Here is a 26,511-nt window from a genome sequence, read left to right as displayed (position 1 = left end):
GTCCGATATCCGCTCATCCGCAGGCGACTTGACCTGCCCCACCCTCGCCACACCACAACCAACGAGACACCGACCACAAAGTCACCGGCATTGGGCCTAGGCCGACAACTCACGAGCCGCCTCACGAGCCGCCTCGTGAGGTGTCGGCCCGAGCAGCCGGGCGAAGTCCGTCCCGAGGTGCCCGAGCACCGGCAGGGCGCCGAGGTCGGTGATCGCGCCGACCGGGATGCTGTACCCCTGGTTCACCTCCCGCGGGGCCGCGTCGGCAGCCTCGGCGGTGCCGAGGGCGGGGGTGAGGGCGGCGGCGCCGAGGAGTGTGACGGTCAGGGCGGTGCGGAGCGCGGTGCGCATAGTGCCTCCAGGGGGAGCGGAACGTGCCCTGTCAACGGTCCGCCGTGCCGCGCGGTCACCCATGGTCCAGCCTTCGGCCGCGTTCGTAAAGCTTCTTGACTTGTGTTCATGACAACACGTCAAAGGTATGGACCTTGCATGCCGGCCTGGCCTAGGTTCCATTTCGGGGTGATCGGAACGACTCCGAACTCCCGTTCGCGACAGACTACTTGTTCACCCTGCGCGCAAGCGGCAGAACGGCGGACCGCCCCTGCCCAGCCAGCCAGCCATGCCATCCGCACCGAACCGGAGGGAACACATGCGAGTCGCCAAGAACCTCAGGATCCTGGCCGGAGCCCCGCTCGCCGCCGCCGCGTTGATCGCCCTGACGGCGGGGACGGCCAACGCCGCGATACCGATCAACCAGCCGATGACCGGCAAGGCGACCTACTACAACGACGCCGGCTACGGTGCCTGCGGCACCCAGATCAACGCCGCCACCCAGATGCTGGTCGCGGTCTCGCACACCTGGTGGACCACCGCCAACCCCAACAACGACCCGGTCTGCAAGGGCATTTCCGTCAAGGTGACCTACAACGGCAAGACCGTCACCGTGCCGGTCAAGGACCAGTGTCCGTCCTGCGACTCCACCCACATCGACCTCAGCCAGCCCGCCTTCGCCCAGCTCGCCCCGCTCGGCCAGGGCGTCATCAACGGTCTCACCTGGCAGTTCGTCAAGGCCGGCTTCGCCGGCGAGACCGTCCCCCTCTCCGAGCCCGTCACCGGCTCGACCATCGGCTGAGGCCTGTCCGGCAAATGATCCGCCCAATGATCCGCCCATGACCCGCCGGTGGATTCGCCGAGCCGGGGGATCAGGGAGGCCGGTACGAGGCCGGCGGGGTGGCGGTCGGTGAGTTGCCGAACCGTGTCCCGTCGTGCGGATCCGGCAGACGCGTGGTGGTCGCCCCCTCGGAGGGGGCGACCACCACGCTGTCGTCAGGCGGAGGGCCACGTCACGGTGGTCTCCACCGGCCGGCCGTAGTCGACGCCGGGCACGTCCCACCCGTACAGGGCCCGGACCTGCTCCAGGAACCACCGGGTCCCCGAGGTGTCGGCCTCCAGTGCCGCCTCGGGGTCGGCCCACAGCGCCCGCACCCGCTGCTGGACGGCCTCGTCCATCTCCCAGCCGTCCAGCCGGATGCGCCCCTGCCCGTCCAGGACGAGCGGTTCGGCGCCGGTCAGTTGCTCCCACAGTTCGACGGCCTGCCGGTCGGTGCTGCGGAAGTCCTCGCCCAGCACGCCGCGCAGGAGCGAGGTGTAGAGGGCGATGGAGGGGATGGCGGTCGACGCCTGTGTGACGGCGGCACCGGCCACCACGGTGAACGCCCGGCCGGTGCCGCCGGCGAGCACCGTGTCGTTGAGCGTGGCCGCGGTCTGCTCCAGATGCTCCTTGGCCGCGCCGATGGTGCCCTGCCGGTACACGGGAGCGGTCAGTTCGGAACCGACGTAGGACAGGGCCACGGTGGTGAAGCCGTCCGCGAGCAGGCCGCGCCCGGCCAGGGCCTCGACCCACAGCGCCCAGTCCTCACCGCCCATCACCTTCGTGGTGGCCTCGCGCTCGTCCTCGGTGGCCGGCGGCAGCCTCACCGAGCCGACTTTCGCGATGTCGTCGGTGAACTCCAGCGACGGGGCCTCGTAGGCCTCGCCGAGCGGCTTGATGACGGAGTGGTGGACGGTACCGGTCCGCGGGTCGGTGCGGCGCGGTGCGGCCAGGCTGTAGACCAGGTGGTCGACGGGGCCGTACTGCGCGGCGACCAGGTCCAGCACCGAGGCCTTCGCGTCGGCGCCGAAGGCGTCGGCGTTGACGAAGGTGAAGTCGTTGCCGTTCTCCGCCGCGAGGGCGGCCGCGGCGGCGGTGCGGTACCAGCCGGCCGACGCGGTACGCCGCTCGGTCTCCGGGGCCTCGTAGGCGACGCCGACACCGCGGATGCCGTGCCGGCGCAGCCCGGCCAGCAGGACGGCGAGCCCGTAGCCGGCGCTGGCTCCCAGCAGCAGCACGGTGGGTGCGCTGCCGTCCTCGCGGGGCGTGATCGCCTGCCACATCCGGTCGACGACCGCCGCGCAGCCCTCGGGGTGGGAGTTGACGATCAGGTATCCGCGCCCCTTGGGGGCGACCTCTCGCATGCTCACAGGGGTGTCCGTTCCGGTTGGGGGTCGAGCCGCGCGAGGAGTGAGCGGATGTCCGTGTCGGTGGTCAGGCGGCCGAGGGCCGGGCTGTCGATCCCGAGGTCCTGCTCCAGGCGCCCGTCTCCGGGGATCGTATCCAGGCCGGGCACCGGCGGCTTGTGCCAGCGCGCGACGGAGGATGTGCTCCGCGTTTGTCGGAAGCGGCATTGCTGTCAGGTCCTTCCTTCGGCTATCCGGCGGCGGTGAAGCGGCGCATCAGGTCGGTGGCGAGGGCGACCGGCAGCGGCGTCGCGGCAATTCCGGACGGTTGCCCGCGGGCGGAACGAGTGCCGCGTATTCGTCTCCGGTATCTCCCCGGTCGTATTCCGGCGCATTCCCGGAAAATTCCGGTGGGCAGCCGGATCCTGACGGGCAACCGGAAGTACGGCGGCCTCGCCACCGCCACCTGCGACGCGGGTCGCGCTCCATCCGGTCCAGAAGGCACCCGGCACCGCGTAGCCGGGCCCGTCCGGGCGCGCCCGCTGGCACGCCCGGACGCCGCGCCGCAGGCTGGGCCGGGTACCCGGGACAGCCGGGCAGCCGGACGGCGGAGGGTGGTCGTGGTGACGGTGGTGCGAGGGCTGCGTGTCGCGCTGGTGGGCCTGTTGACGCTGGCGCTCGGCGGGCCGGCGCCGGCGGCGGCGGCCTCGCCGCCCGGGTGGGCGGTCGTGGTGGTGGACCAGGCGTCCCGGCGGGTCCTGGTGCTGCAGAGCGCCGAGGAGCTGATGGCCTACCAGGGGCCGGACCGCCTCCCGGTGGTGTGGTCGTGGAGCGCCGACCGGGACGCGCGGCTCGCGGACCTGGCCCCCGCCCGCAGCTGGTCGAATCCGTCCGAGGCGAAGAGCCGGGTCCGTCAGGGGCGCCGCTTCCTGCTGACCACGGCCTCCGGCGGCCTGGCGGCCGTCGTCGACACCGCGACCGGCGAGCCGTACTGGGCCACCGATACCGGTGGAGCCGCCAATCCGCACAGCGTGGAGCTGCTGCCGGACGGCAATGTCGCCGTCGCGGCCAGCACCGGAGGGTGGGTCCGCCTCTACCCCGCCTCGCAGGGCCCGCGCAGCGGTACCTGGGCGACGTACCCGCTCGGGGGAGCCCACGGCGTCCACTGGGACGCGGCCACCCGGCTGCTCTGGGCGGTGGGTGACGACGTGCTGACCGCTCTGCGGGTGGGCGGCACGGCGGCGGCACCGGTGCTCACCGCCGTCCGGACCACGCCGCTGCCCGAGCCCGGCGGACACGACCTCGCGCCCGTCCGCGCGACGCCCGCACCCTCCGCGCCCGGCGGCCGCTTCTGGGTGAGCACGGCCGCGCACCTGTGGCGGTACGACCCGGCGACGGACCGGTTCGACCAGGTCCGCCTCGGCGACGAGGAGGCCGGGCGCGACCTCAAGAGCGTCGGCGACGAACCCGGCACCGGCCGACTCCTCACCGCGGCCCCCGACCACGCGGGCCCCTGCGACTGGTGCACCTCGGTGCTCACCCTGCACCGCCCGGACGGCACCCGCACGCTGCGCGGCACGCACCTCTACAAGGCGCGCTGGTGGACCGGCCGGTGACCGGCGGCTGTCGCGTGCGGGGCGCCGTCGGCCGGCGAACAGCCGTTCCACCGGGCTCTCCCCGGCCGGTGAGGACGACGGCCACCGGGTCTATATCGTCGGCCGTTATCACGACCGCTTCGTGTGTGCCGGGGACGGACACTGGCTGTTTGCCGCCCGAGAGGTCCTGACGATCGGTGAGGAGGCGGAAGTCTGGCCCGCAGAGAAGGAGTGAAGTCGCAGGTCAGAGGCGTTGCGCGGGGTGGCGGGACAGGCCGGGCCGGGCCGGTCGGCATTCGGGCGGCGGCGCGGATATTTATACCCCCGCACATACTCCGATAGAGGTCAGTTTCCCGTCGAGTTCCCCAAACGTGCGGAGCGCCGCCCGCGCTGGGATAGCGTCCTTTCCGCCGAGGGGCTTCGAACCACTCCGGCGGATTCGAACACATCCAACAATGCTGTAGTTGTTTTGGGAGAAGACTGTGCGCAATTGCCTTTCCGAGTTCCGGCCGGACACCGTCGACGATCTGCAGCTCGCTGTGGAATCGCTCGCGGCGTTCCCCGCCCGGGGCGGTGCCCGGGGGGCCGATGTCCGCGAACGCCTGGCAGCGGTCGCCGAACTCTGCCGTGCCGTTGACGGAGTGCTCGACAGCCTGGTCGTCGAAGCGGCCGCCGAGGCGGCCGAGGAGGGCTGGACGGTGGCCCGGATGGCGTCCGAACACGCCGTCTACTACGCCCGGTTGCGGCGGGCGCTGCTCCCCGTCGCGGTCGGCGGCCAGGGCGATGTCGGGCTGAGGCAGCGGTGAGCGCGCTGACCCGCACCGCGCATGTCCTGGCCTGCCCCACCCGGTGGAGCGACGTCGACGAGAACGGCCACATCAACAATGCCCGCCTGGTCGGCTATGTCCAGGAGGGGATTTACGACCTGTTCTGCCACCACCCCGTCGCCGCCCGGGAGAACCTTTTCCCGTCCGGATTCCTGATCGCCCGGCACGAGATCGACTACCTCGAACAGCTGTACCACCGGCCGGAGCCGCTGCTGGTCCGGCTGACGGTGGAGCGGCTGGGCCGCAGTTCCGCGCAGGTCGTGGTGGACGTCTGCCGCGATCCGCTGACCTACATGAGGGCGCGCACCGTGGTGGTGGCCCGGGACCGTGAGTCCGGTCGCTCCCGTGCGCTCAGCCCGTCCGAGCGGCGGTTCCTCTCGGCGTTCATGCCGGAAGGGCGGCCGGTCGAGCTGCGGCCCGCGGCTTCGCCGCAGCGGGTCCCGGTGCCCGCGGCGCGGACCGGGCCGCCCACCCAGGTCCCCCGCGCGCGCAGACGCTGCAACGCCCCGGCGCTCTAGGGTCGTTGGCCCCACCTGGGCCGGCCGGTCCCGCGTCGCGCGACCGGGGCGCCGGCGGTGGTCAGCCGACGGCGGGCCCGTCGCCGCTCCGGCCGCCGGTGGTGACGCGGAACAGCTCCGCGCCCGGCCCGGTCAGGTGGACGGGCCCGGCGCCGGGGCGCGGATAGGCCGACCGGCCCCGCCGCAGCCGGGAGAGCCGGAACTCCTCGGCCGGTGAGGGGAATCGCTCCTCGATCCCCGCACCGGCCGGAGCCGCCGTGAGGACCTTCGGCTCGTCGGTGCGGAAGGCCGTCACCGCCACCAGCCCGTCCAGGTCGACGTGCTTGGCGGTGAGGCCGCAGTGCAGCACATTGTCCGGGTTGGCCGTCAACTCGACGCCCACGCCGTGCAGATAGGCGTGCGGCACGCCGGCGTCGAGGAAGAGGGCCTGGCCGGCGCGGAGCCGGACGTGATTGAGCAGCAGCGCGGCGACCAGGCCGGGGTCGCTGGGGCAGTCCTGGGCGGCCCGGGCGTACGCGGCGCAGGCCCCGGCGAGCGGGCCGCCGCCGTCGGCCACCCGCCGCAGCGCCCCGGTGACGGCGGCGAGGTCGGCCGGGCCGGGGCGGACGTCGTCCAGGACGTGCCGCAGCAGGGCGGGCAGCACCTCCCCGGCGGGCCGGTGGCGCAGCGCGGCGGCCCAGGCGGCGAGCAGCGGGACGGCCGGCTCGTCCAGCAGCCGGGCGGTGGACCCGGCCGGGCGGAATCCGCAGAGCGCCTCGAAGTCGCCCAGGTCGCAGATCAGTTCGGGATTGTGCCCGTGTCCTTGAAGGTGCGGTGCGGGGCGTTCAGCGGAATGCCGCGGGCCTCCTCGGCGGCGAACCCGGTCCGGGCCTGCGTACGGGTGGGGTGGACCTGGAGGGAGAGCGCCCGCTCGGCCGCCAGGACCTTGAAGAGGAACGGCAGTTCCGGGCCGAAGCGCTCCAGCGTCGCGGGCCCGAGTTCGGCCTCCGGGTCCTCGGCGATCAGCCGGTCCAGTGGGCGCGGGCCGTCGCCCTCGTCCAGGCAGGACGGCGCCGACGGGTGGGCGCCCATCCACGGTTCGGCCTGCGGGGCGCCGGTGGGCGCGGTGCCGGTGAGTTCGGGGATCGCGGTGACGGAGCCCCAGGCGTAGGGCTTGTCTGACACTTCGCGTCGCATCAGCGCGCGGCGGGAACTGTCAGACAAGCTCTAATCGCGGACCGGATTGGCGAGGTAGGCGAACGGGGGTCGGGTGGGGGCGGGCACGCCGTTCCCTCGTGACGATTCGTCAGATCGTGTTCAGGAGTTGTGCGGTGAATCGAGGTCGGGGTCAGGAAAGGCCGGCCGCGATCCCGGCGGCGCCGATCAGGCCGGCGTCCGTGCCGAGTTCGGCGCGGCGGACGTCGAGGCCGCGGATGTACGGCAGCGCCGCGTACCGGTCGAGATGGCGGGCGAGCGGGGCGAACAGCGCCTCTCCGGCCGCCGCGACGCCGCCGCCGACGACCACCCGGTCGAGGTCCACCAGGGCGGCGGTGGCGGCGATCCCGGCGGCCAGTGCCTGCGCCGCCCGGTCGAAGGAGGCCAGGGCGCCCGGGTCGCCGGCCAGGGCGTCCGCCGCGACGGCGCGCGCCGAGCGGTCGTCCCCCGAGGGGCGCCAGCCCCGGGCGAGGGCGTGCCGGGCGATCGCCGTTCCGCTGGCGATGCCCTCCAGGCAGCCGCGCGAGCCGCACGGGCAGGGGTCGCCGTCGAGGTCGACGCTGATGTGGCCGAGGTGGCCGGCGTTGCCGCTGGGGCCGGGCCGGACGGCGCCGTCCAGGACGAGCCCGGCGCCGACGCCGGTGGAGACCACCAGGCAGAGCGCGTTGTCGGCGCCGCGCGCCGCGCCCCGCCAGTGCTCGGCCGCCGCCATGGCGACACCGTCCCCGGCCAGCGCCACCGGCACCCCGAGTGCCGCCACGGCCGGGTGGGCGGCGGCCTCGGCGGTGAGCGGAAAGGCCCGCCAGCCGGGGATGTTGACCGGGCTGACGGTGCCGTGCACGAGGTCCACCGGGCCCGCGCTGCCGATGCCGACCGCGCTCACCCGCGCCCAGTCGCCGTCCCCGGCGAGGTGGTCCAGGACCCGGTGCACCACGGCGAGCACCTGCCCGGCGGACTCCCGGGCCGGGGTGGGCAGTTGGATCCGTCGGCGGAGCTCCCCGCGGTCGTCGACGAGTGCTCCGGCGATCTTCGTGCCGCCGATGTCGAGGGCGGCGAACAGCGCGGGGCGGGGCGGGTTGACGGTCATCGCGGGGTACTCCAGGAGGGGGTGGGACGGGGGCGGCGCCCCTGCCGCGCGGGCAGGGGCGCCGTACGACGGAACCGGGAACGCCGGACGGCGCGACGGCGTCAGGCGGCCGTGCCGCCGGGGGTGAGGCGCAGCGTGACCAGCTCGAAGGGACGCAGGCCCAGCTCGATGCCGCCGTCCGTCATGGTGACCTCGCCGCGGGTGCCGTCCCACGGCCGCTCCAGCAGGTCGCAGGGCACCGCCCCGGCCGGCGGGAACGAGGTGGTCAGCCGGCCCCGGGCGCGGCCGCCGTTCGCCTCGTGGACCCGGACGATCAGGTCGCCGCTGCGGTCGTCGGCCGGCTTGACGGCGCTGACCACCAGCGCGTCGTCCAGACGCCGACCTCCAGCGGGACGGACTCGGGGTGCACCGCCGGGCGGATGCGCCCCTCCAGGACGCGCTTGAGGCGGGACTCGACCAGGGTGCGGTCATCGTGCATGGCAGCGGGCTCCGTTGCGTTACTGAGGGTGGTGGGTCACGGGGGAGTCGGACGTCAGCGTACGTCGTCGGGGCGGACGACCTCGGTGATCCCGCGGGCGGCCAGGTGCCCCTGGCCCGCCGCGCGTTCGGCGAGGACGGTGGCCGGCCGGGCGCCGGCCTCGGTGAGGCGCATGAATGCCTCGAAGACCGGGCCGGCACTCCTCCCGGGTACTCAGCGGGTCCCGGGTGCTCAGCGGGCGAGGCGTCCGAGCAGCGCGGAGGCGGTGGCGATGCCGACGAGTGCCGCGAACGTGAGCACGCCGAAGTCCAGCCCGAGGTGCGAGGGCGTCCCGACCAGCAGGCCGCGCAGCGCGTCCACCTCGTAGCTGAGCGGGTTGACCCGGCTGACGGCCCGCAGCCAGCCGGGCATGACGGCGACGGGGTAGAGGGCGTTGGAGGCGAAGAACAGCGGCATGGTGATGGCCTGCCCGATGCCCATCAGACGGTCCCGGGTGAGCACGATCCCGGCCACCGAGACCGAGAGGCAGGCGAAGAACGCGGACCCGAGCACCACGGCGAGCGCCACCCCGGCCAGCCGCAGCGGGTTCCAGGTCATCGAGACGCCGAGCAGGGCCGCGATCACCACCACGACCACCGCCTGCACCAGCGCCTTCACCCCGGCGGCGAAGGCCTTGCCGGTGACCAGGGCGGCCCGGGGCGTGGGGGTGACCAGCAGTTTGGTGAGCACCCCGGCGTCCCGCTCCCAGATGATCATGATGCCGTAGAAGATCGCGATGAACATCGCGGACTGCGCGATGATCCCGGGCGCGAGGAAGTCGAGATAGGGGATGCCGCCGGTGGGCACGGCCCGGATCCGGGTGAAGGTCTCACCGAAGATCAGCAGCCAGAGGGCGGGCTGGACGGCCCGGGTGTACAGCTCGGTGCGGTCGTGGCGGAGCTTCTGCAGCTCCACCGCGCAGAGCGCCAGCATCCGGGCCGGCACCACCCGCCAGGCCGGCCGGGCCTGCGGCGGGGTGAGCAGCAGATGCAGCCGTCCGGTGGCCGCGTCGGTGGCCTCGGCCGGGTCAGCCGACCCGGGACGCGGTGGTGCGGGTGCGTCGGACATCGCGGAACTCGCCTCCCTCTCCGGCGGCGTCGCCCAGACCGCTGCCGGCGTAGTGACGGAACACGTCCTCCAGGGACGGCAGACGCCCGCCCGCCCGGGCCAGCCCGGCGCGCAGCTCGTCCGGGGTGCCGACGGCCCGGACCCGGCCGCGGTGCATCAGGCCGATCCGGTCGCAGTGCTCGTCGGCCTCCTCCATGTAGTGGGTGGTGACCAGGACGGTCATCCCGGCGGCGGTCCGTACCTGGTGGATGCGGTCCCAGACGCTGTCCCTGGCGATCGGGTCGAGGCCGATCGTGGGCTCGTCCAGGATGAGCAGCCGGGGCGCGCTGACCAGCGCCTGGGCCAGCTCCAGCCGGCGGACCATGCCGCCCGAGTAGGTGCCCGCCAGCCGGTCGGCCGCCTCCGTCAGGTCGACCGCGGCGAGTGCCTCGGCGACCCGGGCGGCCCGCTCGCGGCGCCGGACGTCGTAGACCCGGGCGAACAGTTCGACGTTCTCCCGGCCGGTGATCGCCGCATCGGCGGACAACTGCTGGGGTACGTAGCCGAGCTGGCGGCGGACGGCCATCGGTTCGCGGGCGCAGTCGTGCCCGAGGACACGGATCATGCCCGGCCGGACCGGCAGCAGGGTGGTGATGGCGCGGATCGCGGTGGTCTTCCCGGCGCCGTTCGGGCCGAGGAGGCCGAACACCTCGCCGGTTCCGACCTCCAGATCGAACCGGTCCAGCGCGCGGGTGGCGCCGAAGGCGTACTCCACCCCGATGCAGGAGACAGCGGCCTCGGCGGTACCCGGACCGGTGGTCATGGTGGGTCTCCTTCCGTTCACAGCCCGTTCGTCCGCAGCCCGTTCGTTCGCAGCCCGTCCGTTCGCAGGCCGTCCGTTCGCAGCCCGTCCGCGAGCCTGCGCAGCGCGGGCAGTGCCGCGTGCAGGGCCTCCCGGTCGGCCTCGGGGAGCAGCGCCACCCGCTCCTCCAGCAGCGCCCGGCGGCGGGCGTCCCAGGCGCCCAGCCGGGCGGTGGCCTCGGCGGTGACGGCGAGGTGGACCGCCCGGCCGTCCTCCGGGTCGGCCTCCCGGGTCAGCAGCCCGGCCCGGACCAGCTGGTTGACCAGGGTGGAGACCGAATTGCCCGCGAGGCAGAGCTCCCTGGCCGCCACGGACACCCTGATCCCGGGGCTGCCGGCGACCAGTCGCAGCAGCTCCACCTGTGCGCCGCGCAGCCTCGGCGTGGTCAGTCCGCGCCGCAGTCGCCGTCGCATCAGCCGTTGGACACCGGCCAGCAGATCACCGAGCTCACCGGTGAAGCCCTGCCCGTCGGCGACTCGGGAGAGTCCGGGTGGTCCGGGTGGTCCGGGTGGTCCGGGTGGTCCGCTTGGTCCGGTTGATCCGGGCGGTTCCGGGTACGTCACACCCTCATTTTAGCTCTCAATGAGAGCTACCTCACAGCCCCCAGCGTGGCCGGGGTGGGCCCGTCGGGGCGGACGGTGATGCTGTAGGCCGCGCCCGTGGGCGTGTGCCGGAAGCGCGGGGTGTGCCGGGGCAGCAGGAGTTCGAGCAGCGCGGTGGTCTCGCGGAGGGCGAACTGGGCGCCCAGGCAGGCGCGGGCCCCGAGGCCGAACGGCAGATAGGCGCCCGGCCGGGCGGGGCGCCGGCCGGGGGTGGTGAAACGGCCGGGGTCGAAGTGCTCCGGGTCCGGCCAGAGACCGGGGTCGCGGTGGGTCAGGTACGGACAGACCAGGACGTCGGTGCCGGCCGCGATGCGGTGGCCCGCCAGGGTGTCGTCCTCGACGGCGTGCCGGGGGAGCAGCCAGGCCGACGGGTACAGCCTGAGCGTCTCGCTGACCAGGGCCTGGACGGCCTCCCGGCGCTCGGGCGAGCCCTCGGCGCCCGCCTCCAGCGCCCGGGCGCGGGCCTCGGGGTGCCGGTCGAGGAGGAGGAAGAGCCAGGTCAGCGTGGTGGCGGTGGTCTCGTGCCCGGCGACCAGCAGGGTGACCAGCTCGTCCCGGATCAGCCGGTCGGTGTACTCGGGGTGCTCGGCACCGGCGTCGAGCAGGACGCGCAGCACACCGGGGCCGTCGGGCCCGGCCGGCGCGCGGCGGGCGGTGTCGATGGCCTGCTGGGCGACGGCGTCGATCCTGGCGAGGTCGGCGGCGACGGCGTCCCGGGCGTCGGCGCCGCCGGCGGGCAGGGTCGGCAGCGCGGCCACCACCGTGGCCACGGAGGCGAGTTCACGCTCGGCGTGGTCGTCCAGGGGGTGGCCGGTGAGCGCGCGCCAGATGGTGTCCAGGGCGAAGCGCCGCATCTCCTCGCCCACGTCGAGGGGCCCGCCGGTGCGCGCGTACCCGGACCAGCGGTCGGCGGTGCGGCGGGCGGCGCCGGCGATCCGCTGCTCGTAGCGGCGCATCCCGGGCCCGGTGAACTGCGACTGCAGCAGCCGTCGTTGACGTTTCCAGGCGTCGCCGGTGGCGGAGAGGACGCCGTCGCCGACCAGCATCCGGGCGCGGTGGGAGCGTTTGACGTACCGGTCCGGGTGGCGGCCGAGCACGTGCTGGACCGCGTGCGGGTCGGTGACCAGGACGGTGGGCGCCGGTCCGAGCCGGAACGCCGAGACGCCGCCGAGCCGTTGCCGGGTCCGGGCCAGCAGCTCGACCAGTTCGGCCTCCTCCGCGCGCCACTGCTCGACGGCCTCGGCCGCCAGCTCGGGGACGGGCGGTGCGGCCGGGGTGCGCTGCGGTTCCGTGTCCACGGGCTTCTCCTCCTCCGGCCGGCGGCCGGTCCGCCTGGCGGTCCGCCGGACCGGGCCGCCCGCCGGAGTTCCGGAGAACCCCGCCTGACGGACCGTCGGTTCGGCGGACCGACTCTATGCCGGCCGGCCCCCGGCCGTGGCGCTGCGGCCCGGGGACCGGCCCGGCGGTGCCCGGCGGGTCCGGCCGCAGCGGTCTCGCGGCTACCTGTCGGCGGCCGCCGACAGCGGTGCGGGTGCGGCTTCCGGGGCGGGGTGGTTACCGGCTCCGGCCTTCGGTTCCTTGAGGAAGAAGGTGAGGACGAGGCCGACCAGGTAGATGCAGGCGAGCACCCAGACGGTGCCGCCGGCGCCGATCGGGCCGACCAGGGCCGCGACGGCCGAGCCGGCGAACTGGCTGAGCCCGGCGCCGAGGTTGAGGATGGCGACCGCGCTCGCGACGTGGCGGGGGGCGAGCATCGGCATGATCGCGGACAGCGGCACGAACGCCCCGAGGGCCAGCCCGTAGACGATCGCGATGCTGATGGTGACACCGAAGTTGGGGCCGGTCGCCTGCGGGACGTAGTAGAGCGCGAGCACCGTCACGAAGCAGCCGAGTCCGCCGCCCCAGGCGATGGTGTTGATGCCGCCGATCCAGTCCGCGACGTAGCCGGAGAGGAGGTTGGCCGCGACGTTGGCCAGCAGCATGGTGCCCCAGATGGTCTGCCACTGGGCCGTGGAGAAGCCGACGTCGCGGGTCATGTGGGTGGTCAGGAACACCACGAAGGCGTAGAAGGACAGGGTGTTGATCAGCCGGACGACACCGCCGATGCCCACCCGGGGGTGCGTCCTGACGATGGTCAGCGCGCTGAGCATCCTGGTCAGCGACTCCTTCGTCGAGGCCGCCGCCGGTGCGGCGGCGCGGGCGCGGACGAGGAAGACGACCATGGCGCCGCCGGCGCCGACGAAGGCCAGCGAGAGCCAGAGGGTGGCCATCTCGCCGATGGCGGGGATGACCGCGCCGGCGAAGTAGGAGCTGATGACGCCGAGGCCGGTGGTGGAGGCGAACCAGTACCAGCTGACGGCGCGGCTGAGCTTGTCCTCCGGCGTTTCCAGGGCGATCCACACCAGGAAGCCGTAGGCGAAGAACGGGTAGCCGAGTCCGCGGATGCCGAAGGTGAGGAGCATGAGCGGGTAGTTTCCGGCGGCCACGCCGACACTCAGGAAGAGCACTTCGAAGACGGCCCAGATGCCGAGGCCCAGCAGCATGACCTTGCGGGGCCCCCATGCCTCGGCGAGGGCGCCGGAGAGCCAGGCGGCGACGGCGACGACGAGGCCGTACACCGTCCACAGCAGGGCGACCTCGCTGCCGGAGAGCCCCCGGGACTCCAGGTAGGGGGAGAGGAAGCCGGACTCGATGCCGTCGCCGACCATGAACAGCATGACGGCGAGGTAGCCGAAGGCGAGCGGGCGGACGATCCCCTGTCTTTCGAGGAGTCCGGGGCGGGCCGCGGCGGTGTCGGCCGCGGTGTGAGAGGTGGGGGTCATGTGTCCTCCGGGGCACGTGACGAGCGCGTGAACATTTGATCAAAACTCGAACCAAAGTGCATGTAATATGAGCTCCACCCCTCCCGCTGTCAAGGCATCGGCGGGCTCTCTTTCGCTGGTCGGCGTGGTGCCCGCCCCCTGTTCGCCGCCCTCTTGACCATCGGCCGGACTGAGGGCAGGATCTGAACGGAGGATCAATGGAGCGAACAAATGATCACAGGCAGCCACCGCTGGGCAAGATCGCGCGGTTGTACTACGAGCACGGCCTGACCCATCAGGAGATCGCCGATCTCTGCGGACTCTCCCGCATCAAGGTCACCCGGCTCCTGGCGGAGGCCCGCCGGGTGGGCATCGTCGAGATCACGGTGCACAGCGACGACCACCTGTTCGTGGGGCTGGAGTCGGCCCTGGGGCGCGCCTACCCGCTGCGCCAGGCGTGGGTGGGGCCGACCTTCGAGGACGAGGCCCGCGCCGCCCACTCCCTGGGGGCGGTGGCCGCCGAGTGCGTCAGCGCCCTCCTGGAGGACCGGGCGACCGTCGCCGTCGGACTGTCGGCGTCCGTCGCCACCATCCCCAGGCACCTGCGGCCGGGAGCGGCCCGGGACGTGAACTTCGTCCCGCTCACCGGGAGCGGCGGCGGAATCTCGCGCGCGGCCAGCTCCCACGAGCTGGCCCTCGCCTTCGCCGCCGGCGCCGGCGGGCACGCCTACCACCTGCCCGCCCCCCTGCTGGCGCGCACTCCGCAGGCGGCCCAGGTGTGGCGGGAGGACCCGGCCGTCCAGGAGACGCTGGAGCGGGCCGTCTCGGCCGATGTGCTGGTCGCGGGGATCGGCGGGAGGACCGGCCTGCTCGTGGAGAACCTGAGCGCGTCGGACCTGGCCGCCACGCGCGGCCGGGGCGCGGTGGGGGACATCTCGGGCCGGTTCTTCGACGCGAACGGCGCCGCCGTCCCGTGCGAGGTGGACGACCGGCTCATCGGTCTCAGCCTGGCGCAGCTGCGGGCGGTGCCGGTGCGGATCGGTGTGGCGCGCGGCGCCGCCAAGCTGCAGGCCCTCCGGGTCGCGCTGAGCCAGGGGCTGATCAACGTGCTGGTGACGGACAGCAGTACGGCCGAGGGCCTGCTGGCGGCCGCCGGGGCCGACGCCCCGGCCGGTGCGCCCGCCTCCGCCGGAGCGTCTTCGTGAGCACCCTCGCGAGCACCTTTGCGAGCACTTTCGTGCGGCCCCGAGCGGTCGTACGAGCGGTCATAGGAAAGGACATGATGTGAAGCCAGTTCATACCCGTGAGGACCTGTGCGAGCGGCTGGCCGAGGTCGGCCGGCTCGTCGTGGAGCGCGGGCTGGTCCTCGCCAGCGGGGGCAACCTGTCGGCGCGCCTGCCCGGCGGCGACGAGTTCGTGGTCACCGGGGCGGGGACGTGGCTGGACCGGCTGGAGGAGGCCGACTTCTCCGTCATGACCCTGGCCGGGGAGCGGACGGCGGGTGCGGCCCGGCCCTCCAGCGAGTGGAAGCTGCACCAGCGCACCTACCAGGTGCGGCCGGACGTGAACTGCGTGGTGCACCTGCACCCCCAGCACGCGGTCCTGCTGGACGCGCTCGGGGAGCCGATCCGGCTGATCAGCCTCGACCACGCCTACTACGTCCGCTCCGTCGGCACCGTGCCGTACTACCCGAACGGGTCGGACGAGCTGGCCGACGTCGCGGCCGAGCAGGCGCGGCAGCACGACTGCATGGTCCTCTCGCACCACGGCTGCTCGTCGCTCGGCGAGGACATCGGGATGGCCTTCCGGCGTGCGATGAACCTGGAGGAGGCCGCCACCGCGACGTACCGGGCACTGACCCTGGGCAACACCACCGCCGGTTTCCCGGCCGAGGAACTGGCCGCCCTGCACCACGCGTGACCGGCTGACCTCGACGCCCCGTGGGCGGGCACCCCCTGACGCAGGAGGTGCCCGCCCACGGGGCGTTCCGCCGCCGGACCGACGCGGGCCCACCGCCGGGGCACCGACGGCACGGCGAGCCCGGTGAAGGGCACGGCGAAGGGCACGGCGAAGGCCGCCGACCGGTGGACGGTCGGCGGCCTTCGCCGGAGGGCCGGTCAGGAGGAGGCGAGTTCCCGCGCGTTCGCCACGGCGGCGGGCTGCCCGCCCGTGGCCCAGGCGCGCAGGGCCTGCTCGGCGATCCGGGAGTGCTCGGTGACGACGTCGTCGGACGCGCCGCCGATGTGCGGGGTGAGCGTGACGTTGTCGAGCCGGAAGAGCTCGCAGTCGGCGTCCGGCGGCTCGTTCCAGAACACGTCGAGGCCCGCCCCGGCGATCCGCTTCTCCCGCAGGGCCGTCATCAGCGCGGCCTCGTCCACGACGGCCGCGCGGCCGGCGTTGACGAAGTAGGCGTCGGGGCGCATCAGGGCGATCTGCTCGCTGCCGACCAGGCCCACCGTCGAGGCGTTGAGGGGCACGTGCACGGTGACGACGTCGGAGCGGCTCATGAGGTCGTCGAGGGCGACCACCTCGGCGTCGTCCCCGAAGGCGCCCTGCGCCAGGAAGGGGTCGTGGACCAGGACCTTCATGCCGAAGGCCAGCGCCCGGCGCATCACCCGGCGCCCGATCGCGCCGCCGCCGAGGATGCCCAGGGTCCGCCCGCCCAGGCCGATGCCGCGGAAGCGGACGTAGGGCTCGAACAGGTCGTCGGCCTTCCAGTTGCCCTCCCGCATCCAGCGCTCGGCCTCGCCGGTGTGCCGGACGGTGGACAGGATCAGCGTGAAGGCGAGATCGGCGGTGATCTCGGCGTTGCGGGCCGGGGTCGCGGCGACCGGTATGCCGCGCCGGGTGCAGGCGGGCAGGTCGACGTTGACGGGGTTGGCCCGGCAGGAGACGACGAACTTCAACGCGGGTGCCGCCGCCAGGGCGGCCTCGTCGAGCTTGTCCACCTCGCAGACCACGGCGTCCGCCGCCGCGAGCCGTTCGGCGAGCTCCGGCCTGGCGAGGGAGTCGCCCGCCATGGACGGCTCCACGGTCTCGACGTCGAACAGGTCGGTCAGCCGTTCGGCGGCCGCCGGATCGAAGGGCGCGGTGATGAGCAGCCGCATACGGGGCGACGCGTTGGTCACGAGGTCTCCATTCCGTCGGCGCGGACCGCCGACGCTGAGGGGGCAGGGGTGGCTGAGGACGTGGGCGTGGGGGAGCGCAGCTCCCGCAGCGCGGGCCAGACCGGGCGCAGGGCGTCCCGGGCGGCGGCGAACGTGCGTGCCTGGCGGTCGTACAGGTCCCGCAGCGTGGGCTCGGGCCGGAACGTGGCGGCCGGGCAGGCCAGGGCGGCGAGTGCCGCGTCGAGGTCGTCGGCGAGGCCGCCGGCCACCATGGCCAGCGCGGCCACTCCGCGTGCTCCCAGCTCGGGCTCGGTGGAACGCTCCACCGGCTGTCCGGTGACGTCGGCGAGCACCTGGCAGAACAGGTCCGACGAGGCCGACCCGCCCGCGATCCGCAGGGCCCGTCCCCGGACGGGCTCCCCGAGGCACTCGCGCAGCGTGAAGGCGATCCCCTCGTAGACGGCGCGCAGCAGCTCCCCCGGCGTGGTCCGTACGCTCATGCCCAGCCAGGAGGCGGACGCCGCCCTGTCGACGAACGGGGCGCGCTCACCGCTGGGCGAACCGTAGGGGAGGTAGAGGACACCGCCCGCGCCGGGGCCGGCCGCCCGTGCGAGACGCTCCACCTCCGCCCAGTCGCTGGTCTCCAGCCCGGTCACCGTACGGACCCAGTCGAGGTTCGGCGCGCCCGTCATGGGGGCGAGGCATTCGATGACCTGGCGGCCGAAGCCGGTCGCCAGCGTGATCCGGCCCTCGGCGCGGCAGCCCCCGCTGTCCTGGTGGATCGTCCCGGCGAAGGCCGTGGTCCCCACGATGAGGTAGGCGTCCCGGGGCCGGACGGCCCCCAGGCCGACGCCCGCGGCGGCGCTGTCGACCAGGCCGGCCGCCACGGGGACGCCGACCGGAAGGCCGGTGGCGTCGGCGGCCTCGGCGCTGACCGTGCCCGCCGCGGCCTGCGGCGGTCGGACGGGCGCGAGCAGCCTCCGGAAGCGCTGGTGGCCGAGCCCGTCGATCAGCTCGTCGGAGTACGCGCCGGTGGCCACGTCCAGATAGGTGCGCGACGCCTCGGAGGCGTCGGTGGCCACCTCACCCGTCAGCCGGAAGCGGATCCAGTCCTTGCAGTTCAGCTGGTGTGCGGCCCGTTCGACCTGCTCGGGGCGCTCCTCCGCCAGCTGTTCGAGCAGGACCGGCAGGGCGCCGGGGAACAGGGCGGAGCCGGTGCTCCGGCGCACCAGCGCGGCGCGGCCGTCCCGTTCCCACCGGGCGACCCGGCCGGCGGCCCTGCCGTCCATCCAGATCACGGCCGGCCCGCACGGGTGGCCGGCCGCGTCCACCAGCCACGCGCCGTCGCCCTGCCCGGTCACCCCCACCGCGACGATCTCCACGCCCTCGCCGGCCTGCCGGACGGACTCCCGCACGGTGGTACGGACGGCGGACCACACCTCGTCCATGTCCTGCTCCACCCGGTCGCCGTGGCGCGCGACCCGCAGGGGCACGCGTGACCAGCCGAGTTGTTCGCCGCTTCGCGCCAGGACGACAGCCTTGACCGCGGTGGTGCCGGCGTCGATGCCGACCACTGCCTGCCGAGTCACTGATGGACCTCCCACAGCCGAGCCCACCATCACTGAACAATAGTTCAAGAGATGATCTAAAGTACGGTGAACTTAGGCGTCCGGGCCGCGGTAGTCAACCGGCCCCGCCCGCCCGCCGCTCGCCGGGCCACGTGCGCCGTTCCCGGACGCACCAGGGCCTGTCCGACGGTTCGCGTGCGCGTGGCGGGAATTGTCGGACAAGCCCTAGAGTGGCCGGAGGGCCACGCAGACCGGTGGTCCGGCCGCACCGGCTGGGGTGACGGATGGCCTTCGCGCTCGATGTGACCAGCGGGTCCTCGCTGCTCGCCGCCTACGGCGCGCTGGCGGTCCTGGTGGTGACCTTCGTCGAGGCGGGGGTGCCGGTGGTCGGTTTCCTCGTCCCCGGTGACACGCTGCTCTTCCCGGCCGGGGTGCTCTGCGCCTCGGCGCCCACGGCGGCCGAGCACCACGGCCCCTACCTCACCCTCTGGCAGGTGCTGCTCTGCGCGGCGGTCGGCTCGGTGGCCGGTACCCAGCTGGGGTTCGTGCTCGGGCGGCACGGGGGCCGGGCGCTCACCGCGCGCGGCCGGGGCCCCCGGCTCAGGACCGCGGTGGACCGCTCGGAGGACCTGCTGCACCGCTACGGGCGGCGCCGGGCGATCGTGCTCGGGCGGTTCCTGCCGATGGTGCGCTCCGTGCTCGGGCCGCTGGCCGGCGCGCTGCGGGTGCCGACCCGCACGTTCGTGCTCTGGCAGGTGGTGGGCGGGCTGCTCTGGACCCAGGGCACGGTCCTGGCCGGCTTCGCGCTGGGCGCGTCCTTCCCGCAGGTGGGCGACTATCTGCTGCCGGTGGTCCTGGTTCTGGTGGCGGTCTCGGCGCTGCCGCTGCTGCTGTCCCGGCGCAGGCGGGGCGGCTCCCCGGAGCCGACGGCGGGGCCCGGCCCTGGGCCGGGAACGAGGCCGGGAAAGGAACCGGAGCCGGAGTCACGGCCAGAACCGGAACCGGAGCCGCGGCCGGGTCCGGGTTCCAGGCCCCGGCCGGGGGAGTGACGGGCCCGCCGCCGACGGGCGGCCGGGCCGGTGTGAACGCGGCCGTGCCGCGGTTCGTCCCCCTCGACGAACCGCGGCACGGACCCCCTCTGTGTCAGAGACGCTGCCACAGGGCCGGGACGATGGGCGGCTCCCAGCCGACCTGGGCCTGGTGGCCCTGGAGGCATCGGTAGCTCACCCCGCCGTAGGTCACGACGTCGCCCGCCTGGTAGGTGGTGCCCGCGGCCCAGGTACCGCCCGGGTTACCGGGATCGGTGCCGACGACCAGCGAGTAGGTGGTGCTGTGGGCGACCGAGCCGGTGCCGGTCACCGTGATGCTGTACGTGCCGGCGGCGGCCGAGGCGCCGACCGAGACCGTCATGGTCGCGGACGAGCCGGACTGCACCGAGGACGGGCTGAACGAGACCGTGACGCCGGCCGGCGCGCCCGAGGCGGTGAGGTTCACCGTCTGGGCCGAACCGGCGGTGGTGGCGGTGGACACGGTCGCGGTGGTGGAGCCGCCCGGGGTGGCGTTGCCGGTCGCCGGGTTCACCGCGACGGAGAAGTCGTTGGTCGGCACGGTGCCGCCGACCGAGGTCTTCCACACGGTGTACGCGACGCCGTCCGCACTGCGGTTGAGGACGGTGGCGTCGATGTTGCCGGTGGTGTCGCAGGACTGGTGGTAGCAGGAGTCGTAGGCCCGGTTGGCCGTGCCGCCCCACTTCGCCGCCTGGGCCGAGGTCTTGACGGCGCTGGCGCCGGCCGCGTAGCCGGAGGTGGGGATGCCGGCCTGCTGGAACGAGTAGTCGTCCGAGCGGCCCTGGCCCTCGACGTTCTCCTCCGGCTGGAGGTTCAGCGAGTCCCAGTACGCCTTCATCGGCGCGGAGGTGGTGGAGCCGATGTTGTTGATGAAGTAGCCGGCGTTGGGCGAGCCGACCATGTCGAAGTTGTAGTAGCCCTTGATCGCGGCGCGCTGGGCCGAGCTCAGCTGGCCGACGTAGGACTGGGAGCCCTGGAGGCCCTGCTCCTCACCGGTCCACCAGGCGAACCGGACGTGCCGGGTCAGGCTCGGGTTCTGCTGCGCCAGGACCAGCGCGTTCTCCAGCAGCACGGCCGAACCGGAGCCGTTGTCGTTGATGCCGGGCCCGGCCGCCACGCTGTCCAGGTGGGCGCCGAACATGGTCACCTGGTCGGCCGGGCCGCCCGGCCAGTCGGCGATCAGGTTGTTGGAGGTGTAGGTGCAGGAGGTGCAGGTCTGCTCGCTGACGGTGTAGCCGGCCGCCTGGAGCTTGCCCTTGATGTAGGCGAGCGACTGGGAGTGCCCGGCGCTGCCGGCCCGCCGGTTGCCGCCGTTCTGCGAGGCGATGGTGTTCAGCTGGGTCAGGTGCGCCTGCACCTTGGCCACGTCGATGTCGGGCGCGTTGCCGCCGGGGTTGCCGCCGCCGACCGTCAGCGTGTACTGCGCGGTGTGGGTGGCGCTCCCGGTGCCGGTCACCGTGATGGTGTACGTGCCGGCGGGCACCGCGGCGGACGTCGAGACGGTCATCGTGGCGGACGAACCCGCCTGCACCGAGGACGGGTTGAAGGAGACGGTGACGCCGCTGGGTGCGCCCGAGGCGGTCAGGTTGACCGTCTGCGCGGTGCCCTGGGTCACGGCCGTGGTGACCGTCGAGCTGGTCGAGGCGCCGGGCTGGACGGAACCGGAGGCCGGGCCGAGGGCCAGCGAGAAGTCGTTGGTGCCGTTGGTCGTGCAGGCCGGGTCACCGGTCTGCGCGGGCACGCCGACCGCGTCCCAGGCGGCCTTGGCCCGGTTGAAGAAGGTGCAGCTCGGGTCGAGGCTCTTGGCCGCGGTCAGGGTCGCGGTGCGGTACCGCTTGTACGTCATGCCGCTGGTCTTGAGCAGCATGCCGCCGTAGAAGATCCGCCCGGCGTCCCGGATGCCGACGCCGGTCACCGAGGAGTTGTTGCAGGTCGGGCTGGTCGGCTTGCCGCCGCCCGGGTTGGAGCCCTCGGCGAGCAGGTAGAACCAGTGGTTCAGCGGGCCGGCCGCGGCGTGCTCCTCGGTGTTCGGGATCGAGGAGGAGTAGCAGTTCGGGTTGTTGCCGACCAGCGAGGGGTTGTACATGTTCCGGATCGGCCCGTTGCCGACCAGGTTGATCATCTCGCCGACGGTGTAGTCCGGGGTGTCGTACGGGGCCGGCTCGTTGGCGTACGCCTCGGTGAGGGCGCCCATGATGTCGCCGGTCGCCTCGCCCAGGCCGGACTCGTTGTTGGCGCCGCCGGGCGTGTACTGGTCGAGGCCGTGGCCGAACTCGTGGCCGACCACGTCGATCGCGGCGATCCACTCGTTGGCGTTGTTGTGGCCGATCGAGACCGAGGAGCCGTCCCAGTAGGCGTTGACGTCGTTCAGGCCGACCTTGACCGGCCAGCTGCCGCCGTTGCCGTTGTGGCCGTTGCGGCCCAGCCAGTCGCGGAGCATGTCCCATTCCTTCTGCGCCGCGAACATCACGTCGGCGCAGCCGGTCTCCTTGCTGGTCGGGTTGCCGGTGCCCCAGGAGTCGCTGGACTTGCTGAACACCTGGCCGGTGCTGTAGTCGGCGCAGCTGAGCCCGGGCCGGCCGGGGTCGCGCAGCGAGTACGAGCCACCGGAGTTGGTGGTGCTGATGGTGACCGGGGCGGGGCCGTTCCACTTGCTGTTGGCGGTGCCGGCCCGGACGTCGTCGTAGCTGTCGACGACCTCGCCGGTGCGGGCGTCCACGAAGACGTGCAGCCGGCTGGGGGCGGTGGCGGTCCGGCCGGTGAGCACGGTCTCCCAGGAGAGCCGTCCGGTGCCGTCCTTGACCCGGACGACCAGACGGCGCGACTCGACGCCGTCCACGGTCGCGAGCCTGGTCCGGGCGGCCTTCTCGGCGTCGGCGGCGCTCACCACGGGAGTGGTGGAGCCGCCGACCGGCCCGGAGGCGGCCGACTGGAGGCCGCGCACCCGGCCCTGGCCGTCGGCTATGACGACGGCGTCGCCGCCGACCACCGGCAGGCCGTGGTAACTGCGCTCGTACGCGACCGAGTACAGACCGCCGAGCCACGGGGTCACCGCGGTGCGCTCGTAGGTCTCGCCCGGGCCCTTGGCCAGGGCGTCCAGGCCCGCCGCGGCGGCCTGGTCGGCGGCGGAGACGGCCGCGGCCAGTGCGCTCGGTGGAGCGGCGGCCGGACCGGGGTCGGCGGCGGCCTGCCCGGCGCTGGTGGCGGCGAGCATTCCGGCCAGAACGGTCAGGGTGGTGGCTGCGGTCAGCAGCCTCCCTGCTGTCAGTCTGTGTTGCATCGAGGCTCCTCGAACGTGGGGGTCCTCGACCGCGGACGACGTGCCAGTGCCGTACCGCAGGCCGCATCGGGGGGCGGCCGTGCGGGCCGTCCGCGCTCGGGTGACCGGAACCCTCACACACCGTCATGTTCGGGTCAACGGAAGTCGCAGCAGTTCAGAGGGGTTGGCAAGTTCTGTCAAGTCTCCGATCCCGCAAAGAGGTTGAGACCACCTTAAGGAAGAGGTTGAGACCACCTCATGTACGGATCGGGCGCTCGTCGAGTACCGTCCTCAGAGTCGGAAGACCGCGAAGGGCGGGGAGGACTCGGGGGAGGAAGCCCGTGCACCGGAACCGCGCAGACGCGCCGTCCGCGGCGTCCGCCGCCGACCTCTGGCGGGCCTTCGGCGCCCGGCTGCGCCACTGGCGCCGACGCGCCGGCCTCACCCAGGCCCAGCTCGGTGCCGAGATCGGCTACGACCACACCGCCGTCAGCAAACTCGAACACGGCATCCGCAGGGTCACGCCGAGGATCGCCGACCGGATCGACGAACTGCTCGCCACCGGAGGCGAGTTGCGTACCGCCTGCGACCGGGCCGAGGATGCCGAACAGCGGGCCGCCCAGCCCCCGCCGCCCGCCGCGGCCATCCCGTCCGGCCTCTTCCGCCCGCCGCTGCCCGGCGGCCCCCCGCCGCCGGCGCCGCTGCCGCCCCTCCCGCCCGGCCGTCCGCCGGGCCGGCTCCCCGACTACGGCCTGCTCTGCCCGCTGCACGGCGCCGCCGGCTGCGCCGTCCCGGACGCCGCCGACATCGCCGAACTGCACGCCGCCTTCTGCGCCGCCGACCCCGCCGCTCCGCCACCCCTGGACGCCGACACCGCGCACGCCCTCACCGGGCTGCTCGCCGCCCACCTGCGCTCCGGCGAGGACCGCCCGCACCCAGGCCTCGCCGCCGCCGTCGAACGCACCCTGCACGCCGTCCTCGGCCGGCTGCCCGGCACCCCCGCCGACCGCCGCCGCCCGCTCGCCCTGCTCGCCGCCGAGTACGCGCACGCGGCCGGGGCGCTGCGCATGCAGCACGGCCGCAACGCCACCGCGATGGCCTGCTTCGACCGCGCGCTCGGCTGGTCCGAACTGGCCGACGACCCCGCCACCCAGGTCGCCGCGCTCAGCGACATGAGCACCCTCGCCCGCCTGGACGGCGACGCCGCCGCCGCCCTCGGCTACGCCCGCGAGATCGGCCGTGCCGCCCCCGGCCGGCACTGGGCCGGCGCCATGTCCCAGGTCGGCCAGGCCCGCGCGCACGGCCTCGCGGGCGACGTCCGGGAGACCGTCCGGCACATCGCCCGCGCCCGGCTGCACCTCGACCACATCGGCGAGCGCGACGAGTCCGACGCGCCCTGGCTCTCCATCGCCTCGATGCACCTGCGGGTGGAGTCCGGGGCCGCCGCCGCCCTGCGCGACGTCGCCGCCGCCGTCGGCGACCCGCGGCTCGCCCAGCGCGCCCTGGACGCCGCCCGGACGGCGCTGCGCCTGCTCGGCCCGGCCCAACTCCCCGCCACCCGGCTGCTGTTCACCGTCCGGGTCGCCGACTGCCACCTCTGCGCCCACGACCCCCAGGCCGCCGTCTCGCTGCTCGGGCCGGCTCTGGAGGGCGCCACCCCCGGCCTGCCCGCGCTGGTCGGCCACGAACTGCGCGGCCTGCGCGGCCGGCTGGTGGCCCAGCGCCACCGCCGGCCCGAACTCGCCGACACCGCAGACCGCCTGGCCGAACTCGCCGGCTGAACGGCCCACCCTGCCCCCGCCCCGGCCGGGCGGGAGGGGCATTCCTCCCGCCAGGTGCCCGACGGGTCGTCACCGATGGTGCCCGGGGGAAAGAGGGGTGCGAGCGCCGGAGCGAGGAGTGTCGGCAGCGGGCCGGAGCGCCCGGAGGCGACCCGGGGGGGAAAGGAAGGGCCCACCCCGGCCCCGGTGACCCACCGCGACCGGCTTCCCGTACGCGGTGCCCACCTCGTCCGGGCCGGGTGTCGGCGGCCCGGGCCCGCCCTTCGGCCGGTGGTCTTCCGGTGGGCCCGGAGTACCGTGGAAGACATCGGGGACAGTGTCGCCGTCGGCTGCCGCCGCCGGTGTTCCCGAGAGTCGGAGAAGCCGGAGGTGTGGGCCTCCGGGAGGCGGTGTCGCCGCGTGACAGTGCACGGTCCGGCGCGACGGCGGCCGGAGACATTCCCGGTGCGAGGGCGTATGGACGAGATCGACGACTCCTCGCGGAGCCCGGTCGGGGCGGTCGGCAGGGTGACGGTGCCGATCCCGTCCGACGGACCGGGCGAGGTGCTGGTCGCGCTGCGGGGTGGATCGGAGGCGTTCGCGGCGTGGGCCGCACAACCGGTCGGCCGGGACGCCCGGGTGGTCGTGGTCGACATGATCTCGGCCCGTTCGGTGCTCGTCGAACTCCTGCCGTCCTGAACCGGGACGAGCCGGAACCGGGACGAGCCGGAACCCGTGCGGCCGGAACCCGCGCGGTAGGAAGCAGTACGAACCCGTGTAGTACACCAGGTGGTCAGTCATGTTGTTCTGGCACGTTCCCGCCCCCAACGAGGCGATGCTCATCTCCGGGTCCAAGCGGCAGTCGCAGGACACCCAGTTCCGGATCGTCACCGGGCACGGGAGCTTCGTGCTCCCCGTGAAGCAGAAGGCCCGGATGCTCTCCCTCGCCCTGCAGGAGGCGGAGATCGCGGAGGACTGCGTGACGCAGCAGGGGATCCGGCTCACCGTCCGCGCGGTCTGCGTGTTCAAGGTCGGCGACGACGCGGTGTCGATCGCCAACGCCGCCCGCCGCTTCCTGTCCGAGCAGAACCAGATGGAGGAGCTGGTCGGCCGGATCTTCGCCGGGCACCTGCGCTCGATCATCGGCGGGCTGACCGTGGAGCAGATCATCCGTGAGCGCAGCCGGGTCGCCCAGGAGGTCATGGCCGGCAGCCACGGCGAGATGGAGAAGCTCGGCATCGTGGTGGACGCCCTGCAGATCCAGGAGATCGAGGACGCCACCGGCTACATCGACAACCTCGCCGCGCCGCACGCCGCGGCGGTCGCCGGCCAGGCCCGGATCGCCCGGGCCAAGGCGGACCAGGAGGCCACCGAGCGCGAGCAGCAGGCCGCCGCGCTGAAGGCCGAGTACGAGCGTGACACCGCGATCAAGCGGGCGGGCTTCCTGGCGCAGACCGAGGAGTCCAACGCCCGCGCCGCCCAGGCCGGCCCGCTCGCCCAGGCCCGGGCGTCCCAGGAGGTCATCGAGCAGCAGACGGCCCTCGCCGAGCGCCAGGCCGCGCTGGCGGCCCAGCGTCTGGAGGCGGAGGTCCGCCGCCCGGCCGACGCCGAGGCGTACCGGCAGCGGACGCTCGCCGAGGCGAGCCGTGACCGGGCGAAGTTCGAGGCCGACGGCAACGCCTACACCGAGCGGACGATCGCCCAGGCCCAGGCCGATGCCAACAAGGCCCGGGCCGCCTCGCTCCGGGACGGCAACCAGGAGCTCATCGCGGCCAACCGGGTGGTGGAGAACCTGCCGGCGCTCGCCGAGGCGGCCGCCCGCGGCATGGCCGGAGCCAGCCTCACCGTGCTGAACGGCACCGACGGCGTCAACCAGCTGGCGGCCGGCATCGTCGGCGAGGGCCTGGCCATCCTGCACTCCCTCCAGCCCGGGGTGGCGGCCCCGGCCGTCAACGGAAGGCCCACTCCCCGCACGCCCGAGAAGACCTGACCGCCGGGTGCGGCCCGGCAGTCCGAATATTCCGGGCAGTTGATATTCCCGGATCTCGCGGATCTCGCGGACCTCGTGCGGGATTTTCTCGCGCGAGGTCGATCAACAGTCCTCAATTAGGAATTATTGTCATACCCGCACGGAATTAATGCGCCGTGCGAAGTATTTCCTCCGTGTAACAGCCCCGGTGGTCACATTGCCGTGATCCGGTCTG

26 protein-coding genes and 1 pseudogene are annotated in these 26,511 nt (G+C 73.8%); 10 read left to right on the top strand and 17 right to left on the bottom strand.

Annotated features, from left to right (window positions below; all coding sequences use genetic code 11):
- Positions 1-96: 96 nt before the first annotated feature.
- Complete coding sequence (locus tag ACIP82_RS35600; RefSeq protein ID WP_400659596.1) at positions 97-351, bottom strand: hypothetical protein; 255 nt, start codon at positions 349-351, stop codon at positions 97-99.
- Positions 352-649: 298 nt separating this feature from the next.
- Here ACIP82_RS35600 and ACIP82_RS35595 point away from each other — a divergent pair, with 298 nt between their 5' ends.
- Entirely contained in the window at positions 650-1,132 is a 483-nt protein-coding gene (locus tag ACIP82_RS35595) for a cysteine/serine endopeptidase inhibitor (RefSeq protein WP_363615392.1), read from the top strand.
- Positions 1,133-1,326: 194 nt separating this feature from the next.
- Here the strand turns inward: ACIP82_RS35595 and ACIP82_RS35590 are convergent, their stop codons facing one another.
- Both ACIP82_RS35590 and ACIP82_RS35585 read right to left on the bottom strand, forming a co-directional pair.
- Positions 1,327-2,514, bottom strand: coding sequence for an enoyl-[acyl-carrier-protein] reductase FabV (locus ACIP82_RS35590; RefSeq protein WP_400659598.1), 1,188 nt, complete (start codon positions 2,512-2,514; stop codon positions 1,327-1,329).
- A 2-nt stretch (positions 2,515-2,516) separates the two neighbouring features.
- Positions 2,517-2,666, bottom strand: a complete 150-nt coding sequence (locus tag ACIP82_RS35585; RefSeq protein ID WP_400659594.1) for a hypothetical protein — start codon at positions 2,664-2,666, stop codon at positions 2,517-2,519.
- A gap of 453 nt (positions 2,667-3,119) precedes the next feature.
- On the opposite strand from ACIP82_RS35585, the gene ACIP82_RS35580 reads away from it, so the two are divergent.
- The 3 genes from ACIP82_RS35580 to ACIP82_RS35570 all read left to right on the top strand — a co-directional run bounded on the left by ACIP82_RS35580 (position 3,120) and on the right by ACIP82_RS35570 (position 5,436).
- On the top strand, positions 3,120-4,112 hold the full coding sequence (locus tag ACIP82_RS35580) for a DUF6528 family protein (RefSeq protein ID WP_400659591.1): 993 nt from the start codon (positions 3,120-3,122) through the stop codon (positions 4,110-4,112).
- A gap of 461 nt (positions 4,113-4,573) precedes the next feature.
- The gene (locus ACIP82_RS35575; protein ID WP_400659589.1) at positions 4,574-4,897 is read left to right on the top strand and encodes a hypothetical protein; all 324 of its coding nucleotides are present in this window, start codon (positions 4,574-4,576) and stop codon (positions 4,895-4,897) included.
- A complete protein-coding gene (locus ACIP82_RS35570) occupies positions 4,894-5,436 on the top strand; it encodes a thioesterase family protein (protein WP_363609357.1) in 543 nt (180 codons plus the stop codon). Before ACIP82_RS35575 ends, ACIP82_RS35570 begins: the two co-directional genes overlap by 4 nt.
- A 61-nt stretch (positions 5,437-5,497) precedes the next feature.
- Here the strand turns inward: ACIP82_RS35570 and ACIP82_RS35565 are convergent, their stop codons facing one another.
- From ACIP82_RS35565 to ACIP82_RS35515, 11 genes and pseudogenes are all read right to left on the bottom strand, one after another.
- Positions 5,498-6,079, bottom strand: coding sequence for a hypothetical protein (locus tag ACIP82_RS35565; RefSeq protein WP_400659586.1), 582 nt, complete (start codon positions 6,077-6,079; stop codon positions 5,498-5,500).
- Positions 6,080-6,213: 134 nt separating this feature from the next.
- A complete protein-coding gene (locus tag ACIP82_RS35560) occupies positions 6,214-6,600 on the bottom strand; it encodes a type I phosphomannose isomerase catalytic subunit (RefSeq protein ID WP_400659583.1) in 387 nt (128 codons plus the stop codon).
- A 163-nt stretch (positions 6,601-6,763) separates the two neighbouring features.
- Positions 6,764-7,717 (bottom strand): ROK family protein, encoded by a 954-nt coding sequence (locus ACIP82_RS35555; RefSeq protein WP_400659581.1) that lies wholly within the window; start codon positions 7,715-7,717, stop codon positions 6,764-6,766.
- A 101-nt stretch (positions 7,718-7,818) separates the two neighbouring features.
- The gene (locus tag ACIP82_RS35550) at positions 7,819-8,076 is read right to left on the bottom strand and encodes a glycosyl hydrolase-related protein (RefSeq protein ID WP_400659578.1); all 258 of its coding nucleotides are present in this window, start codon (positions 8,074-8,076) and stop codon (positions 7,819-7,821) included.
- On the bottom strand, positions 8,031-8,195 hold the full coding sequence (locus ACIP82_RS35545) for a hypothetical protein (protein WP_363609365.1): 165 nt from the start codon (positions 8,193-8,195) through the stop codon (positions 8,031-8,033). Before ACIP82_RS35545 ends, ACIP82_RS35550 begins: the two co-directional genes overlap by 46 nt.
- A 54-nt stretch (positions 8,196-8,249) precedes the next feature.
- A pseudogene (locus ACIP82_RS35540) lies at positions 8,250-8,390 on the bottom strand (glycosyl hydrolase); the annotation flags it as partial.
- A gap of 36 nt (positions 8,391-8,426) precedes the next feature.
- Positions 8,427-9,302 (bottom strand): ABC transporter permease, encoded by an 876-nt coding sequence (locus ACIP82_RS35535; protein ID WP_363609367.1) that lies wholly within the window; start codon positions 9,300-9,302, stop codon positions 8,427-8,429.
- Entirely contained in the window at positions 9,262-10,104 is an 843-nt protein-coding gene (locus ACIP82_RS35530) for an ABC transporter ATP-binding protein (RefSeq protein ID WP_400659576.1), read from the bottom strand. The genes ACIP82_RS35535 and ACIP82_RS35530 overlap by 41 nt, the downstream gene beginning before the upstream one ends.
- 17 nt (positions 10,105-10,121) lie before the next feature.
- Entirely contained in the window at positions 10,122-10,556 is a 435-nt protein-coding gene (locus ACIP82_RS35525; protein ID WP_400659573.1) for a MarR family winged helix-turn-helix transcriptional regulator, read from the bottom strand.
- Positions 10,557-10,732: 176 nt separating this feature from the next.
- Positions 10,733-12,043, bottom strand: a complete 1,311-nt coding sequence (locus ACIP82_RS35520) for a cytochrome P450 (protein ID WP_400659570.1) — start codon at positions 12,041-12,043, stop codon at positions 10,733-10,735.
- A 201-nt stretch (positions 12,044-12,244) separates the two neighbouring features.
- Complete coding sequence (locus ACIP82_RS35515) at positions 12,245-13,567, bottom strand: MFS transporter (protein ID WP_363609375.1); 1,323 nt, start codon at positions 13,565-13,567, stop codon at positions 12,245-12,247.
- 197 nt (positions 13,568-13,764) lie between these two features.
- Between ACIP82_RS35515 and ACIP82_RS35510 the strand changes: the two genes are divergently transcribed.
- Both ACIP82_RS35510 and ACIP82_RS35505 read left to right on the top strand, forming a co-directional pair.
- Positions 13,765-14,751 carry a sugar-binding transcriptional regulator gene (locus tag ACIP82_RS35510; RefSeq protein ID WP_400659567.1) on the top strand — a complete coding sequence of 329 codons (987 nt, stop codon included), beginning with the start codon at positions 13,765-13,767 and terminating at the stop codon, positions 14,749-14,751.
- 79 nt (positions 14,752-14,830) lie between these two features.
- Positions 14,831-15,466, top strand: a complete 636-nt coding sequence (locus ACIP82_RS35505; protein WP_363609378.1) for a class II aldolase/adducin family protein — start codon at positions 14,831-14,833, stop codon at positions 15,464-15,466.
- A 197-nt stretch (positions 15,467-15,663) separates the two neighbouring features.
- Here ACIP82_RS35505 and ACIP82_RS35500 read toward each other — a convergent pair whose 3' ends face one another.
- Both ACIP82_RS35500 and ACIP82_RS35495 read right to left on the bottom strand, forming a co-directional pair.
- Positions 15,664-16,674: an NAD(P)-dependent oxidoreductase gene (locus ACIP82_RS35500; protein WP_400659564.1), complete on the bottom strand. Its 1,011-nt coding sequence runs from the start codon at positions 16,672-16,674 to the stop codon at positions 15,664-15,666.
- On the bottom strand, positions 16,671-18,242 hold the full coding sequence (locus tag ACIP82_RS35495) for an FGGY family carbohydrate kinase (RefSeq protein ID WP_400659561.1): 1,572 nt from the start codon (positions 18,240-18,242) through the stop codon (positions 16,671-16,673). The genes ACIP82_RS35500 and ACIP82_RS35495 overlap by 4 nt, the downstream gene beginning before the upstream one ends.
- Positions 18,243-18,505: 263 nt before the next feature.
- On the opposite strand from ACIP82_RS35495, the gene ACIP82_RS35490 reads away from it, so the two are divergent.
- Positions 18,506-19,270: a DedA family protein gene (locus tag ACIP82_RS35490; RefSeq protein ID WP_400659558.1), complete on the top strand. Its 765-nt coding sequence runs from the start codon at positions 18,506-18,508 to the stop codon at positions 19,268-19,270.
- A gap of 94 nt (positions 19,271-19,364) precedes the next feature.
- Here the strand turns inward: ACIP82_RS35490 and ACIP82_RS35485 are convergent, their stop codons facing one another.
- Positions 19,365-22,568, bottom strand: a complete 3,204-nt coding sequence (locus ACIP82_RS35485; RefSeq protein ID WP_400659556.1) for a M28 family peptidase — start codon at positions 22,566-22,568, stop codon at positions 19,365-19,367.
- A gap of 320 nt (positions 22,569-22,888) precedes the next feature.
- Between ACIP82_RS35485 and ACIP82_RS35480 the strand changes: the two genes are divergently transcribed.
- From ACIP82_RS35480 to ACIP82_RS35470, 3 genes are all read left to right on the top strand, one after another.
- Entirely contained in the window at positions 22,889-24,328 is a 1,440-nt protein-coding gene (locus ACIP82_RS35480) for a helix-turn-helix domain-containing protein (protein WP_400659553.1), read from the top strand.
- 456 nt (positions 24,329-24,784) lie between these two features.
- Positions 24,785-25,006: a hypothetical protein gene (locus ACIP82_RS35475; RefSeq protein ID WP_363609389.1), complete on the top strand. Its 222-nt coding sequence runs from the start codon at positions 24,785-24,787 to the stop codon at positions 25,004-25,006.
- Between the two features lie 100 nt (positions 25,007-25,106).
- Entirely contained in the window at positions 25,107-26,297 is a 1,191-nt protein-coding gene (locus ACIP82_RS35470; protein ID WP_363609391.1) for an SPFH domain-containing protein, read from the top strand.
- Positions 26,298-26,511: the final 214 nt, after the last annotated feature.

The organism is Kitasatospora sp. NPDC088548, assembly GCF_044753005.1.
Lineage (GTDB): Bacteria > Actinomycetota > Actinomycetes > Streptomycetales > Streptomycetaceae > Kitasatospora.
The sequence above is the reverse complement of the archived record's forward strand: the minus strand, read 5'-3'. Positions and strand labels throughout refer to the sequence as shown.

Coding starts and splice junctions, on each gene's coding strand:
- ACIP82_RS35595 (WP_363615392.1), top strand. CDS start 650: ATGCGAGTCGCCAAGAACCTCAGGATCCTGGCCGGAGCCCCGCTCGCC.
- ACIP82_RS35485 (WP_400659556.1), bottom strand. CDS start 22,568: ATGCAACACAGACTGACAGCAGGGAGGCTGCTGACCGCAGCCACCACC.
- ACIP82_RS35510 (WP_400659567.1), top strand. CDS start 13,765: ATGGAGCGAACAAATGATCACAGGCAGCCACCGCTGGGCAAGATCGCG.
- ACIP82_RS35490 (WP_400659558.1), top strand. CDS start 18,506: ATGGCCTTCGCGCTCGATGTGACCAGCGGGTCCTCGCTGCTCGCCGCC.
- ACIP82_RS35470 (WP_363609391.1), top strand. CDS start 25,107: ATGTTGTTCTGGCACGTTCCCGCCCCCAACGAGGCGATGCTCATCTCC.
- ACIP82_RS35475 (WP_363609389.1), top strand. CDS start 24,785: ATGGACGAGATCGACGACTCCTCGCGGAGCCCGGTCGGGGCGGTCGGC.
- ACIP82_RS35525 (WP_400659573.1), bottom strand. CDS start 10,556: ATGCGACGGCGACTGCGGCGCGGACTGACCACGCCGAGGCTGCGCGGC.
- ACIP82_RS35555 (WP_400659581.1), bottom strand. CDS start 7,717: ATGACCGTCAACCCGCCCCGCCCCGCGCTGTTCGCCGCCCTCGACATC.
- ACIP82_RS35545 (WP_363609365.1), bottom strand. CDS start 8,195: ATGCACGATGACCGCACCCTGGTCGAGTCCCGCCTCAAGCGCGTCCTG.
- ACIP82_RS35530 (WP_400659576.1), bottom strand. CDS start 10,104: ATGACCACCGGTCCGGGTACCGCCGAGGCCGCTGTCTCCTGCATCGGG.
- ACIP82_RS35535 (WP_363609367.1), bottom strand. CDS start 9,302: ATGTCCGACGCACCCGCACCACCGCGTCCCGGGTCGGCTGACCCGGCC.
- ACIP82_RS35590 (WP_400659598.1), bottom strand. CDS start 2,514: ATGCGAGAGGTCGCCCCCAAGGGGCGCGGATACCTGATCGTCAACTCC.
- ACIP82_RS35515 (WP_363609375.1), bottom strand. CDS start 13,567: ATGACCCCCACCTCTCACACCGCGGCCGACACCGCCGCGGCCCGCCCC.
- ACIP82_RS35600 (WP_400659596.1), bottom strand. CDS start 351: ATGCGCACCGCGCTCCGCACCGCCCTGACCGTCACACTCCTCGGCGCC.